This is a genomic window from Pseudoalteromonas sp. NJ631 (genome assembly GCF_000276645.1).
GTDB lineage: Bacteria > Pseudomonadota > Gammaproteobacteria > Enterobacterales > Alteromonadaceae > Pseudoalteromonas > Pseudoalteromonas piscicida.
This window is the reverse complement of the sequence record NZ_AKXJ01000007.1, coordinates 121,064-134,290: the sequence shown is the minus strand read 5'-3', so window position 1 is coordinate 134,290 and position 13,227 is coordinate 121,064. Positions and strand designations below refer to the sequence as shown.

14 protein-coding genes are annotated in these 13,227 nt (G+C 46.6%); 5 read left to right on the top strand and 9 right to left on the bottom strand.

Annotated elements, in window-relative coordinates; genetic code table 11:
• The 9 genes from A587_RS0113805 to A587_RS0113765 all read right to left on the bottom strand — a co-directional run bounded on the left by A587_RS0113805 (nucleotide 1) and on the right by A587_RS0113765 (nucleotide 7,347).
• Nucleotides 1-1,005: an aminoglycoside phosphotransferase family protein gene (locus A587_RS0113805; RefSeq protein WP_232288068.1), complete on the bottom strand. Its 1,005-nt coding sequence runs from the start codon at nucleotides 1,003-1,005 to the stop codon at nucleotides 1-3.
• Nucleotides 987-1,595, bottom strand: a complete 609-nt coding sequence (locus A587_RS0113800; protein WP_017218062.1) for an HAD family hydrolase — start codon at nucleotides 1,593-1,595, stop codon at nucleotides 987-989. The genes A587_RS0113805 and A587_RS0113800 overlap by 19 nt, the downstream gene beginning before the upstream one ends.
• The gene (locus A587_RS0113795; RefSeq protein WP_017218061.1) at nucleotides 1,592-2,512 is read right to left on the bottom strand and encodes a transketolase family protein; all 921 of its coding nucleotides are present in this window, start codon (nucleotides 2,510-2,512) and stop codon (nucleotides 1,592-1,594) included. Before A587_RS0113795 ends, A587_RS0113800 begins: the two co-directional genes overlap by 4 nt.
• On the bottom strand, nucleotides 2,509-3,312 hold the full coding sequence (locus A587_RS0113790) for a transketolase (RefSeq protein WP_083838451.1): 804 nt from the start codon (nucleotides 3,310-3,312) through the stop codon (nucleotides 2,509-2,511). The genes A587_RS0113795 and A587_RS0113790 overlap by 4 nt, the downstream gene beginning before the upstream one ends.
• A gap of 7 nt (nucleotides 3,313-3,319) precedes the next feature.
• Nucleotides 3,320-4,012 carry a class I SAM-dependent methyltransferase gene (locus A587_RS0113785; protein ID WP_232288067.1) on the bottom strand — a complete coding sequence of 231 codons (693 nt, stop codon included), beginning with the start codon at nucleotides 4,010-4,012 and terminating at the stop codon, nucleotides 3,320-3,322.
• Nucleotides 3,990-4,979 (bottom strand): GDP-mannose 4,6-dehydratase, encoded by a 990-nt coding sequence (locus A587_RS0113780; RefSeq protein WP_010369193.1) that lies wholly within the window; start codon nucleotides 4,977-4,979, stop codon nucleotides 3,990-3,992. Before A587_RS0113780 ends, A587_RS0113785 begins: the two co-directional genes overlap by 23 nt.
• A complete protein-coding gene (locus A587_RS0113775) occupies nucleotides 4,972-5,583 on the bottom strand; it encodes an SIS domain-containing protein (protein ID WP_017218058.1) in 612 nt (203 codons plus the stop codon). The genes A587_RS0113780 and A587_RS0113775 overlap by 8 nt, the downstream gene beginning before the upstream one ends.
• Entirely contained in the window at nucleotides 5,580-6,527 is a 948-nt protein-coding gene (locus A587_RS0113770; RefSeq protein ID WP_017218057.1) for an SDR family oxidoreductase, read from the bottom strand. Before A587_RS0113770 ends, A587_RS0113775 begins: the two co-directional genes overlap by 4 nt.
• Before the next feature lie 94 nt (nucleotides 6,528-6,621).
• On the bottom strand, nucleotides 6,622-7,347 hold the full coding sequence (locus A587_RS0113765; protein ID WP_086009240.1) for a glycosyltransferase family protein: 726 nt from the start codon (nucleotides 7,345-7,347) through the stop codon (nucleotides 6,622-6,624).
• 324 nt (nucleotides 7,348-7,671) lie between these two features.
• Here A587_RS0113765 and A587_RS0113760 point away from each other — a divergent pair, with 324 nt between their 5' ends.
• The 5 genes from A587_RS0113760 to A587_RS0113740 all read left to right on the top strand — a co-directional run bounded on the left by A587_RS0113760 (nucleotide 7,672) and on the right by A587_RS0113740 (nucleotide 13,200).
• Nucleotides 7,672-8,772 (top strand): FkbM family methyltransferase, encoded by a 1,101-nt coding sequence (locus tag A587_RS0113760; protein ID WP_017218055.1) that lies wholly within the window; start codon nucleotides 7,672-7,674, stop codon nucleotides 8,770-8,772.
• Nucleotides 8,773-8,845: 73 nt separating this feature from the next.
• Entirely contained in the window at nucleotides 8,846-9,886 is a 1,041-nt protein-coding gene (gene pseI, locus A587_RS0113755) for a pseudaminic acid synthase (protein WP_017218054.1), read from the top strand.
• A complete protein-coding gene (locus A587_RS0113750) occupies nucleotides 9,883-10,152 on the top strand; it encodes a hypothetical protein (RefSeq protein WP_017218053.1) in 270 nt (89 codons plus the stop codon). The genes pseI and A587_RS0113750 overlap by 4 nt, the downstream gene beginning before the upstream one ends.
• Nucleotides 10,133-11,695 (top strand): pseudaminic acid biosynthesis protein PseG, encoded by a 1,563-nt coding sequence (locus A587_RS0113745; protein WP_017218052.1) that lies wholly within the window; start codon nucleotides 10,133-10,135, stop codon nucleotides 11,693-11,695. The genes A587_RS0113750 and A587_RS0113745 overlap by 20 nt, the downstream gene beginning before the upstream one ends.
• On the top strand, nucleotides 11,692-13,200 hold the full coding sequence (locus tag A587_RS0113740) for a class I adenylate-forming enzyme family protein (RefSeq protein WP_017218051.1): 1,509 nt from the start codon (nucleotides 11,692-11,694) through the stop codon (nucleotides 13,198-13,200). Before A587_RS0113745 ends, A587_RS0113740 begins: the two co-directional genes overlap by 4 nt.
• Nucleotides 13,201-13,227 lie beyond the last annotated feature (27 nt).

Genomic DNA, 13,227 nt, shown 5'->3' with positions numbered 1-13,227 from the left:
CTAGTTGTCTCTTAATTGGGTTTGTAACGCATGCATTTTATCGTTAATTTGAGCAAAGTAGCGTTGACTCTTGTCAAGTTGCTGCGCCTGCATGTTCTGTAATTTTGCATTTCTTTCTTCTAAGCAAGAAATGTTCCAGGAAAACAGTCTCCTGGCCTGAACATCAGGTAAAAACTCGTTGAGCATGATTAAGCACCACTTGAGCAGCGTGAGCTCAAAGACGCACTTTAGAGTGTTCCCAGCGGATGCTTGTGCTGCAAATAGTGGCGAGCGTAAAAACAGTGGTAAGTAAGACAGTGGCACGGGCACAGCTGGCTGGGCAAAAAAGTCGCATAGCAGCTTCCAGGCACTGTCATTTCCAGCATATTCGAAATCAATAAAATACACGTCATCGCGATATTTCAGTGCGTTATGAAAGCCAAAGTCAGAGGGGGAGACCACGTCCTTTGGACAGGGCTGTTGCCAGTCTATACCGGGTGTTGTGCTGATAACTCTGGTGCGTAGTTCTATTGCCGTCAGCAGAGTATTGAGTTCAGCGTTATCACGCAGAGGTTCGAATCGTGAAAGACGCAGTGTGACTAATTGAATAAAGTCTTCCAGTTTAGCCGGGCTATCCGCAGCCGCATTGAGCGCCGTGCGTTCAACCTGATGACTGTTGATGGCTGCAATGAAATTGTATGCTGCCCTGACATCCTGTGCTGTCACTGTTTCAAAGGTGTGGCCGTCGATAAACTCGTATATGGCAGACAGGGTGTTAGAACAATAACCGATAGGCCTGGCTATATTTGAGATACCGGCCTTATGTAGCTGCTGACTAAACTGAAATTCATTGTAAAGCTTGTCGAATGCCCGTGCGTCTGGCGCAAAGCATTTGAGAAAATAGGCGTTGTTCTCTGTAAAGAGCTTATGTCCCTGATTATTTGCGCCCTGCGGCAAGCTGGAACTGCGCCAGTGGGTTTGTCCCAGAGTAGATGAGATAAAGTCTGTTAGTTCAGCAGAGAACATAGCCAGGCATCCAATGCTTGCCAATGGTTGATTTGCGGGCCGCTGAACCCCTGAAGTGCGTTGGGGGCGAACAATACCCCATGACACTGTGCAGGAAAATCACTGTGCGTCAGAATATCTGGCAGATCATCAATAAACACGTCACACTTGAGCTGTGAGATACGCGCAACCTTTTGTACTTTGGTCTCGTTAAAAAAGACCAAATCAGAGTTAACAGGCGCATTGGCTGATCCGATAAAACAGTGGCTGAGGAGCCACTGTGTGGCTGCGTTATGAAAGTCAACACGCTCCCCGATAATCGGGTATTTAGTTTTATGCGACACGATGGCCAGTCTATGTCCTTGCGCATAAAGGCGTTGCATTGCTGCCAGTGCACCTGGATAGGGGCGTGCCTGGGTGATTTCTTTCCCGTAGACGATACCCTGTAGCTCGGTCCATCTGGCTTCGTTGTCCTGGTCAATAAAATACTGTTTAACTTCATTTTTGCTTTGACCGACCGACTCAGGTAGCCAACCAAGCGCACAACCTACGCGATAAAATACGCCGGTGTAGTCGGCAATGGTGTTATCAAAATCTATGCCTATGATCACACCACACCTCGCTCTGATAAGGTACTCATAATATCAGGCACAGTCAGACCCGCTTTGGCTCTGGCATCTGCGGTGGAATGCACCTGGTCGATAAAGCGGTCCGGGATCCCGAAACGGTGCACCCGTGGCCCGTTTGCCTGCTCACTAACATATTCCAGCACAGCGCTACCAAAGCCTCCGCTGACATTGTGTTCTTCGAGTGTGATCACATGATCAAAACGGGTTATCGCATCGTTTAAATACGCTTGGTCGAGCGGTTTTACGGTGTGGAAACTCCCCAGTTCTGGCGATAATCCGCGCTCCGTCAATTCGCTTAATAATGCTTGTGCTAGAGGCATAATGGTGCCAGTACTCAGTACGGCAATGCGTTCACCTGGTCGCATCACATGCACCTTGCCAAAGGTAAGGGCAGGGTTTCCTTCGTGGACTGCCGGCTCGTTTTTCTTACCAATTCTGAAGTAGCAAGGAGCGTTAAGCTCAATCAGTTGTGGCATCAGTTGCTCAAGCTCGTATGCGTCAGCCGGGCAGATCACGTGCATATTTGGCAGTGCGCGCATCAGCGCAATATCTTCGAATGAGTGATGAGTCGGGCCCAGGTTAGCGTAAGATAAGCCAGAGCCGGTGCCGACGATTATCACGGGCTGATTCTGATAAGCGATATCAATTTTGATCTGTTCAAAGTTTCGTGACGTGGTAAACGGGGTGATGGTGTAAATGAAGGGTTTATGGCCCATCATGGCACTACCAGCGGCCATAGAGGCCATGTTCGCCTCCGCAATTCCCGCGTTGATAGCGCGCTCTTCGGCAAACTCCTTTAAGGGGTTAAACAACCGGTTACCTATATCTGCGTAAAAGAGCAACAGTGATTCGTCGTCTTTAGCAAGCTCAGTCAGGACTCGTGCAAATGCGTTTCTCATGATATTCCCAGCTCCTGTTTTGCCTGAGCCACTTCTGCTTCAGTCGGAATGCGGTAGTGCCAGTTGTTGTCGTTTTCCATAAATGACACGCCTTTGCCTTTAACCGTATCGGCCACAATGCACACCGGTTGTTGGATGGATTTTGCGGCTTCCAAAGCTTGTTCCAGCGCACCAAGATCATGACCATCGACGCGCATTGTATGCCAGCCGAAGGCACGCCATTTCTCTTCAAGCGGCTCCAGATGCATAATCTCGGTACTTTCACCTGTGCCTTGTAATTTGTTAAAGTCGACAATGGCAACCAGGTTACTTAAGCGCTTACCGGCTGCAAACATCGCAGCCTCCCAGACTGTTCCTTCATTGATCTCTCCATCGCCCATGAGCACATAAAAGCGGTTCTTAGCGCCTTGTAACTGTTTGCTCAGTGCCATGCCTGTTGCTAACGATAAAGCGTGGCCCAGAGAGCCCGAAACCGTCTCTATGCCTGCCGGGGCGTGTATTCCCGGGTGCTCTTCAAACTGGCTGCCAGTCTGACCATGCTCGTACAGTGCCGTTGGAGAGAAGTAATCACGGTAGGCAAGCGTTGTGTACAGCGCGCTGGCGGCATGTCCTTTACCCAACAAAAAGTAATCACGCTCAGGATTAGCCGGGTTGTTGGGCGTGATATGCATCGTGCGCCAATACAACACGGTCAGAATATCAACACAGGACAAACAACTGCCCAGGTGTGGTGTTTTTGTCTGGCTGGATACGTCACACAAAGTGTAACGGATCTGCGCAGCGATGGAGTTCAAAGTCATAATACGCCTACGGAATAAACCAATAAAAATCGCCAGTGTAACCGTTATCACGGAAAAACTGTTTCCAGTCATCCACATGCATAATGGTCTTGGCTGTCAGTGCCCACTCCATCATGCGTTCCTTTTCTTCATCGTTACGGTAGGCATCGACGGTAATAAAAGATTTGCCACGACTGACGCGCTCGATTTCACGCAGCGCCATGGCACATTCATTTTCTTCCAGGTTGTGAATGGTGTTGATTGACATCACCACATCAAAGCTGTTGTCTTCATAGGGCAGCGCCTTGGCATTGCCTAAAGTCAGTAGCTCCTTGACTTCTTCTTTGGCATTCTCCAGGGCATATTGAGAAATATCCAGTCCGCGCAATGTCATACCCGGGATCATCTGCTGCAGGTCGTACAGCATAAAGCCTTTTGCACATCCAACATCCAGCAGGCTAGAACTTTCATTAAGGCCGAAGTGTGCCTTCAGGTCTGGTACAACAGGCTGCCAAAAACGCGGAAAGTAACTAAAGCCACCGTAACCATAGGTACGGTCACCATCAAAAAAGTCTTTGCTATATTGTCTGGCAATTTCGCGATCTGCTTCGGTGATCACGTTGGCACGGCCCTTAGTATCGCGCTTAGACTTAGGGTAATTTTTTAATAAATCGATTTCTTGTCCGAACATAGGGAACTCACGCTTTATGAATGTAGTCATGGGGTAATGTACTTAGTTCGCTCTGGTACTGTTTGACCCAGGCAATGGTACGCTCCAGGCCGTTTTCCAGAGAGACTTGATCCTGCCAGTTCAGTTCTGAGCGGACTTTGTTGCTGTCAAGCAGGTAGGCTGCGTCTTTGCCGAGGCGATCCTCGGTGACGGCACAGACCTGTTCAAAAGGCACTTGCAGCATATCGCAGATCAGCTCAACCAAGGCGCGAATGGTGATCATGCGTTCGGTTGAGATATGATACGTCTCACCCAATGTGCCTTGTGTGCCAATCTTCAGTGTCGCGTCTGACACGTCATCGATATGGATAAACGAGCGGGTGGAATGACCACCGCCATGCAGAGGCAATACCTTACCGAGCAGCGCAAACAAAATGGTTCTGGGGATGATGCGATAGAGCTGCTGACCTTCACCATACACATTCGCTGCGCGGGTAAATAACACTGGGAATTTGTAGACATCAAAAAAGGTATGCAAGCTCATGTCTGCCGCAGCACGCGATACCGCATAAGGGGTGCTGGGCTGGTAGTTATTATGCTCTTTCACCAGACCTTCGCAGCTGCCGTACACTTCTGGTGTAGAGATATGTACGTATTTGTCCAGGTGATCCAGGTCTTTTAACTGATTGTGCAGTTTGATGGTTGACACCGCATTGGTCATAAACCAGTGTTCCGGATATTGCCAGCTTTGTCCCACCATGCTCTGCGCCGCAAAGTTATAAACAGTACTGACCTTATGGCGTTTGATCAGGGCCATAATATCGTCCAGCTGGTGGTTGAGGTCGAACTGATGAAAATCAGGCTGGTTAGTCTGCCATTTGTAGGGCAACAGAGCGGTGTGAGGTTCTGCTGAGCGACTGACTGCCAACACTGAATGTTCTTGTTTTAGTAAATGGGCGCAAAAAGAAGCGCCCGAAAAGGAGTTACTACCGAGTACAAGGATTGGCGCATTAGCCATGATTGAGCTCCTGATAAAGGGCTTTCATTAGAATGTGTCCGATCACCACCTGGGTATCTTCAGAGATCTGCATATCCTGAATCGCAAAGTGAAATGCCTGGTTGAGCAATGGCTTGGCTTTGCCGCCATCAAATCCAAGAATTCCGACAGTGTGCATCCCCAAAGCCTGGGCTTGCTCAATGGCACGGATGATGTTGCCTGAATTGCCACTGCCAGATAGAACCAGCAACACATCCTGCGCGGATGCTTTCACTTTTAGCTGGTGAGCAAAAATGTTGTCGTAGCCGATGTCATTGCCAAGACAGGTCAACACTGAACTGTTTGCTGCCAGTGCTTCCACTTTCAGGGCATCGCCCTGAGGGTGAACACCAAATGTAAAGTCGTTTGCAAGGTGGATAGCATTGGCGGCCGAGCCACCGTTGCCACACAAATACAAGGTACCGCCGTTGGCTTTCATATCCAGCAAAGTGCTGACCAGCTGTTTGACTGCATTACCATCAAGTTGTGTCAGTACCTGGCTGAGCGTGTGAACATAGTCCTCAGTCAGAGCGACAATGGGATCCCTGCGTGGTATGGGGGCGACGATGCCTTGTTGTTTACTCATAATACTTCTCGCTGCATCCATTTAAGGTTATAGAAGCGATCTTCATTTTTTAACTGACCTGCGCGATAGGCAGCGATCAGTTCTTCAATCGCAGTGGCGACATTTTTAGAGGGTTTAAATCCAGTCGCCAGCAGTTTATCTGAGTTGATGCGGTAACACCTTGGATCGTTCGATGGCGTCACTTCAATGTCACAGTCAATCTGGGCTTTGACCATGTTGGCAATGTCCATAATAGAGATATTCTCAAACCCAGCATTGAAGACACCGCTGGTTTTTTCTGGGTGCTCCAGCATGTAAATGTACAGGTCGGTGATATCGTCGATATGGATGTTTGGTCGTACCTGAGCACCACCAAATACGGTGATTTTGCCATTTTCAAGTGCCTGCATCGTCAACATATTGACGGATACATCCAGTCTTTGGCGGGGTGATAAACCACATACGGTGGCAGGACGAACAATTTGTACAGCCATATCTTCGGCGTAGCTCAGCAATACACGCTCGGCAACCATTTTAGTTTTGTTATATTCTGATATCGGTTCGAGGGTAAGGTCTTCAGTGACATGAGCTTCATCTTTCACGCCGTAAACACTGCCCGAGGAAGCGTAGATAAATTGTTTGATACCGGCGCGTTTGGCTTTATCGGCCAATTGCATTGTGGCCAGTGCACTGACTTCCCAGGTCAATTTGGGGTCCAGGTCACCGCATGGGTCGTTGGCGATAGAGGCGAGGTGAATGATGCTGTCTACACCGCTCAGCTCAATGTCTGAGGTATGGCGCACATCACCTTTTATCACGGTAAGGTTTTCATGTTCAGGCAGGAAGTTACCAAACCACTGGGTATCCAGTGCGATAACCTGGTAGCCTTTGGCGAGCAGCTTAGGTACTAATACCGTGCCCTTATATCCGGTGGCACCGGTCACTAAAACGGTTTTATTACTCATTGTTCTCTCTTTTTGAATACTTTAATCACCCGGCATGACAATGCTCTAGCAAAAATTACGCCCATGTGTGCGGGCGCCATTGACTTTCGCTGTGCTAGACAGTTTTTTGTTCAACGTGCTTATTTATATCGGCAAGGTGGGGATGGTTCTTTAATGTTTCTAATAACTCACTGTAACTAAAGCATAGATTATTATTAAATTGCTGATAAATCGCCTCAATTGCAGTGTAGTCATCGGGCTCATCCAGTGTCAGGCGATAATGACTGTGATCGTCTCCTGCGCTGATGATATGGCTATTTATCGTGCTGAACTTTGCCATACCTAAGGTGACATGCTCTCTGTCTGATGGATGAGTGGCCTTTTGATGTGTGCGTTTAAGCAAGTGATAGGCAAACACACATGTGTCTAGCCCACGTGGAAATCCGCTATGGGGACCCAGGCTGACCATATCGACGTCATGATTTTGAAAATAGTGAATAGCCTGCGAGACAAGCGTTGCGTCGATCAGGGGGCAATCACTGGTTAGACGAACAATCGCAGTATCACGTTGAGCACCGAATTGGGTCGCAGCCTGGTAGTATCGGCTTAGCACATCTTCTGTGCTGCCCCGAAAATAGTTTATGCCCATTCTTTCGCACAATTCTACGATTGGGTGCTCTGTGCCATCATCTGTGGTTGCAATGATAATGTGTTTGGCCAAATCGCCAAGACGTTCTAGCATCACCTGAAGTACCGAGCTGGCACACAATGGCAGCATTACTTTGCCAGGAAGGCGGGTAGAAGTCATTCTGGCCTGAATAATTATTTGCACGTCCTTCAAGATAAACCTATTCGCTAGAGCTCAGTGTTGGTTTGGATATTATATGAGTGACATCAGGCAAGTAAAGCCAAATTCGGATATCCATAGAGTGAGTTGATGGTTCTGTACAAAAGTAACTCAATAGTCGTTCGTTATTTATAATAAAGTCTGATTATTACTGCGGAATCTTGCACCCTAGAACGATCATGCATAGAGTTAACTTATAAGAAACGCTTTACAAACAATGGTGAACGTGTTTGTAAAAGGCGGCAGTATTAGAAGTAGCTGTGGAAGTAGGAGTAGTGCACACAAGCTAGATTGAAAATAAGTTAACAGGGGAATGCAGTGAAACTGGCAGACACTCAATTTTATGTCTATGGTGGGAGTCACTATGGGCAGGCGTTAACTGCCTATTTAACGGAAATGGGTCTCAGACCACGCGCTATTTTAGACAGAGCGCCCAAGTTCAAAGAATATGCAGGTGTGCCTTGTGTTACTTTTCCACATGCTGACCTGGATACCAACTATCCGGTCATAGTCACTATTCTCGGTTTTAGTGGGGTAGAGGAAGATCTACGCCAAGCCGGATTTCAACACATCATAGATACTTTAGCTTCATTTGACATCTTCCCTGCGGCTCTTCAAAAGCTCAATGAGTGTGGTGTGTTGTGGATGCAGGCGCCAGCGAGCAGCCAGATAAACAAAACCTGTTGTGAGGAGGTTTTATCTTTGCTCAGTGATCAACGCTCACGCCATACTTTTGAGCAGATTGTTAACTATCGTAGTAAGCCTTGCCGGCAGTATTATCCGATACCGGAGCAATACGAGATGTACTTTCCGCAAGGAATACCTGATTTATACCAATACGATACGATGCGCATATTAGACATTGGTGCGTTTGATGGTGACACTTTTGCAGCTTTCTATGCGCGTTATGCGGCGTCTATTGAAGATTACACGGCGCTTGAAGCCAGCGCCAATAATATCAAACTGTTTCTTAATCGCATGCATGCTATGGGTGTAGAGGGCAAACCTGTCAATATACGTCGTCTTGCTGTTGGGCTCCCTGAAGGACAAAGACTTAGGGTCGAAGAGAATTCGTCAGCTACGGTTGTCAGCGTAGTTGCTGCGGACGAAGAGGTACCACCAAATTGCTTGGTTGAGAGTGTTAACCTCGGTACTATAATGCATCAAGTAAGGTGTAACGTATTGAAAATGGACATTGAAGGCGCTGATTTTGATGCATTGTGCCAGGCTGATGAATATATTTCTAAGTACACACCAACATTGGCATTATCTTTGTATCATACACCTGAGGATTTGTGGAGAATCCCGTTATTGATCGAATCATATGCTCCAGGTCGGTACCATTACTATCTGAGACAAGAGGGGCATTGGCTTTTGGAAACACAACTGTACGCTGTACCTAAACCAAGCTTGCTGTGATTCAATACATCAAAGACAGGGAACCGCAAAAAAGCTAAGATAATAAATAAGTTAAATTGAATTTGAGAACATCATGACGTTTCAATCAGGTTTCAACATTGCAGGTCAGAGTGTCGGCCATGATCAGCCTTGCTACATTATTGCGGAGATGTCTGCAAATCATGGCCAGTCACTAAGTAAAGCCAAAGAGCTGGTTTATGCAGCGAAAGAAGCCGGTGCGAATGCCATAAAGCTGCAAACCTACACCGCAGATACTTTGACTATGGACTGCAAATTGCCGCACTTTGAGGCAACCGGCCCGTGGCAGGGGCAATATTTATATGACCTCTACAAAGGGGCCTATATGCCCTGGGATTTTCATGCTGAGCTGTTTGAGCTGGCTGAAAAAATTGGCATCACCTGCTTTTCTTCGCCCTTTGATAAAACTGCTGTCGATCTGCTGGCGCAACTGAATGCGCCGGCCTATAAAATTGCTTCGCCAGAATTGATCGATCATCAGCTGATCCGAGATGTCGCCGCGACAGGTAAGCCTGTAATTATGTCTACCGGAGGCGCGACGCTACCAGAAATAGCTGAGGCAGTGAAAGTAGCTGAAGAGGCGGGTGTAACTGAGCTTGGGCTGATGAAATGTACGAGTACCTATCCAGCCCCTGCTGAAACGATAAACTTGCGCACAATTCCACATATGAGAGAAGCGTTTAAGTGCCCTGTAGGGCTATCCGATCATACACTTGGCAATGATGTACCTCTGGCATCGGTTGCGGTAGGGGCATGCATGATCGAAAAGCACTTTGTGCTCGATAAAAGTGACAACACCGCGGATAGCTTTTTTTCAATGACACCAGATGAATTAAAGGCGCTAGTCCATGGCGTTAGACAGATTGAAAAAGCGATGGGTGAGGTTAATTATCCTACTGAAGCGTCAAAAGCTCGTCGCTGTGTCTACATTATAAAAGATATTAAATTGGGTGAGCGTCTGACTGCAGAACATTTAAGGCAGATGCGACCCGGCGGCGGTGAAATCATGCCAAAAGAGCTGCCGAGCTTAATAGGTCGGTCAGTGAATAGAGATCTGCGCTGTGGTGAGCAGCTAGCATGGAGTGATTTATCGTGAATACGAACAAAGAAATGCTGACTCAAACTATTCAACAGTTTTTGCTAGAACGAGGCGTAATGGTCGCCGACAATGACATAGATTGTTATAACTTTGTCGCAGAAGGGACACTGGATTCGTTTGAAATATTAACGCTAATCATGCAGTTAGAAAGTGACTACCGTATTGCGGTGCCGCCCGAATTATTAATGGACACGGAAAATGCAAATGTAGGCACTTTGGTCAATTCACTGGTTAAGCTTGTCAATGATCGCGATAAGAGTTGATACCTTATGTGGCCTTGGCCACTTTATGCGTTGTAAGTGGTTAGCGTTAGCGCTTCAAGCTTGTGGCAAAGAGGTGATAGTTTTTGTCGATAAACCGGTTCCCGAGCAGTTATCACTTGAGCTGAAGAGCAACACAAAAGCTTTACCTTTTGCACAAACGCAAAAAGAAGATGCTCACAATGTCTTGAAGGCACTTTCTGAGATACAAAAACCGGTTGAAAGCATTATCGTGGACAGCTACCGTTTTGACTCAGAATGGGAACTTGAAGTTGCGAAACAGATTCCCTCAATTGTTGCAGTGGACGATTTAGAAAGAGCGCATAGTGCTAAGCTACTTATTGATAGCAAGTGGTGTGGTGATAAGACTGGTGAGCGCTACGCAAGCTCCCAGTATAAGCTACTAGGCCCTGATTTTGCTATGCTGTCACCGGCATATCAACACTGCACACATCAAGATCGCAAGCTAAATCGTGTTATGTTTTCTCTTGGCGGTGGAGGGGATTGGCATAGTGTTTCTGACTGGATAGCCTTGTTGCTAAATATGGCACCAGAAATTGAAATTGACGTTATCTTAGGGCCGATGGCTGAGAGAGTAGAGGCGTTAACTCTGCTTGCGAATACGACTTCTAGATTGCAGCTAATTCGGCAACCGCCTTCTCTTGTGCCTTATTATCAAAGTTGTAGCCTATTTGTGGGCGCACTTGGTACTTCGCTTTATGAGTTGGCCGCAACCAATACGCCAGCGTTGACGTTTTCGATTGCTCCAAATCAAGACAATCAACAAAGTGCGCTTGATGACTTAGGTCATTATTTTCATGTACCAGAGCTATTAACGCGAAAGGCTAGTGAGGTTGTCGCGTTAATTTTGACGTTAGTGAAGCAGTCTACGCGGATAATTAAAGCGCGAGAAATTGCGCCGATTAAGGTAGATGGCCGAGGGGCAATTCGAGTTGCAGAGTTTATTTTAGCGAACGATATTAAATCTTCTGTGACACAAAGGGCTCTACATAGCCAAGAGACAAATATATGCCAGCTGACTACACAGGTGCAGATCCGTCAAGTCAACGATTCTGACGTAAATAGATACCTTGTTGCGAGGAATTTACCAGATAACACTTGGCGTATGACAATTACTTCTGGTATTGACGTTCTGGGGCATTATCAGTGGTGGTTTGCTAACAGTAGAGAGTCATTTGTGATGGAGTCTAACAGCAAACCGTTACTATACGTTTGGCATCAAATGCATAGTATTGAAGCGCAGGAATATCTGGTTGGTGGGTGGTTTGCAGCCTCTGATGAGGTGAACTTTGCCCACGCACAAATGGTTTTGGAGTGGCAACTCCGTGAAACCGCGGCTAAATATCCTAAAGCCATTTGGCTTGCGGTAATAAACAAAGAAAATAAGTTTGTGAATCTGCTCAACCAGCGTGCGGGCTTCGTGTCTATCGAACATGATGAAAAGAAAATGCGCGCAACGCAACAGTTGTTTCCAAATGCATCGCTCTGCGAGTTTAATTATGTTGGTAAAGAGGTAAATACATGACACAGAGTATTTACGAGTTATTCGAAGAAAATGTTAAACAGACTCCCAAGAAAGCGGCGGTTGTCTATCTAGATCAGCAAGTGAGCTATGAGGAGCTGAATCGACAGGTATTAAAGTTAAGTGCACACTTTGTACGGTCGGGCCTTACCCTAGGTCAACGAGTGGGTGTATTTGCGCCTAATGGTATCGAATTTGTCGTAACACTACTCGCTATTGCTAAGCTGGGAATCGCAGCTGTGCCATTACCAATTAGCCTCAAAGGTAATGCATTAATAACAGCGCTGAAGAAAACGCCAGTTGCCATGGTCGTGGCATGGCCGACGATAAGTAAGATATTACTCGATGCCAATTTGATAGAGCCTAGTAACTTGGTAACTCTTGGTAAAGCTGTGAGTGAAGAGCTAAGTTGGGAAGCAGTTCAATCTTGTGAAAAATTAGATGACTTGCAACATGGTGTTGATCTTGATGCGCCGTTTATTTTGACGATGACCTCAGGCTCCACTGGGCAGCCGAAACCAATTGTGTTAAGCCAAGCATGTAAAATAAACCGCGCTATGGATGCAACTATCCAATATTACGGTTTGACCAAACAAGATGTGATCCTAGTAGCAACGCCAATGTATCACTCTTTAGCACAAAGAGGGGTGCTAATGCCGTTAATGCTTGGCGCTACAACCGTTGTTATGCCCAAGTTTAATCTTTCACAATGGCTAAGTGCGATTGAGCAATATAAGGTCAGCTTTTTGTTTGCCGTAGCCGCTCAACTAGAAAGTTTGATTGCAAAAGGTACATCTGGTGCAGATTTAAGTTCTTTGAAATGTATCGTTTCATCATCTGCAGTGCTTGAAGGTACAACAAAAAGGCGTTTATTAGGGATGCTAAGTTGTCGCTTTCATGAGTGTTACGGCGCTTCAGAAGTGGGAGTGGTCACTGATTTTGCGGTTTCAGAAAACCCTGAGCAAAGTGGCAGTGTGGGTAAAGCACTGCCATTTGTCTCATTGAAAATTACGGATGCTCAAGGGTGTGAAGTCGCAGCTGGCCAAGTAGGAGAGATATGCTGTAACACTTCTACCATTTTTGGTGGCTACCTAAAAATGCCTGAGCAAACTCGGGCGGCTTTTTATGTGGGAGGTTTTTTTAAAACAGGAGACCTAGGTTATGTGGATGAGCACGGATATCTCTACTACGTTGGCCGTAAAAAGGAGGTGATTTCTAGCGGTGGGATAAATGTATTCCCTCAAGATATAGAGACAGTTGTCAAATCAGTAGAAGGCGTAGAAGATTGCGTTGCGTTTGGGATAAAAGACGCGCTATTGGGCGAAATTGTAAAAGTGGTCATAGAGCAAAGCCAAGACACCGACTTAATTCCTGTAATTAGAAAAGCGTGCTTGCAAGAGCTAACTGACTATCAGCAGCCTAGATTTATAGAAAGAGTGGAAGCTTTACCGAGAAACCAGATGGGAAAAGTGCTTCGCAACGACGTTAAGACACAATTTAGTCAATAGAATGAATAACCTAAGCAGGCGAAGTCA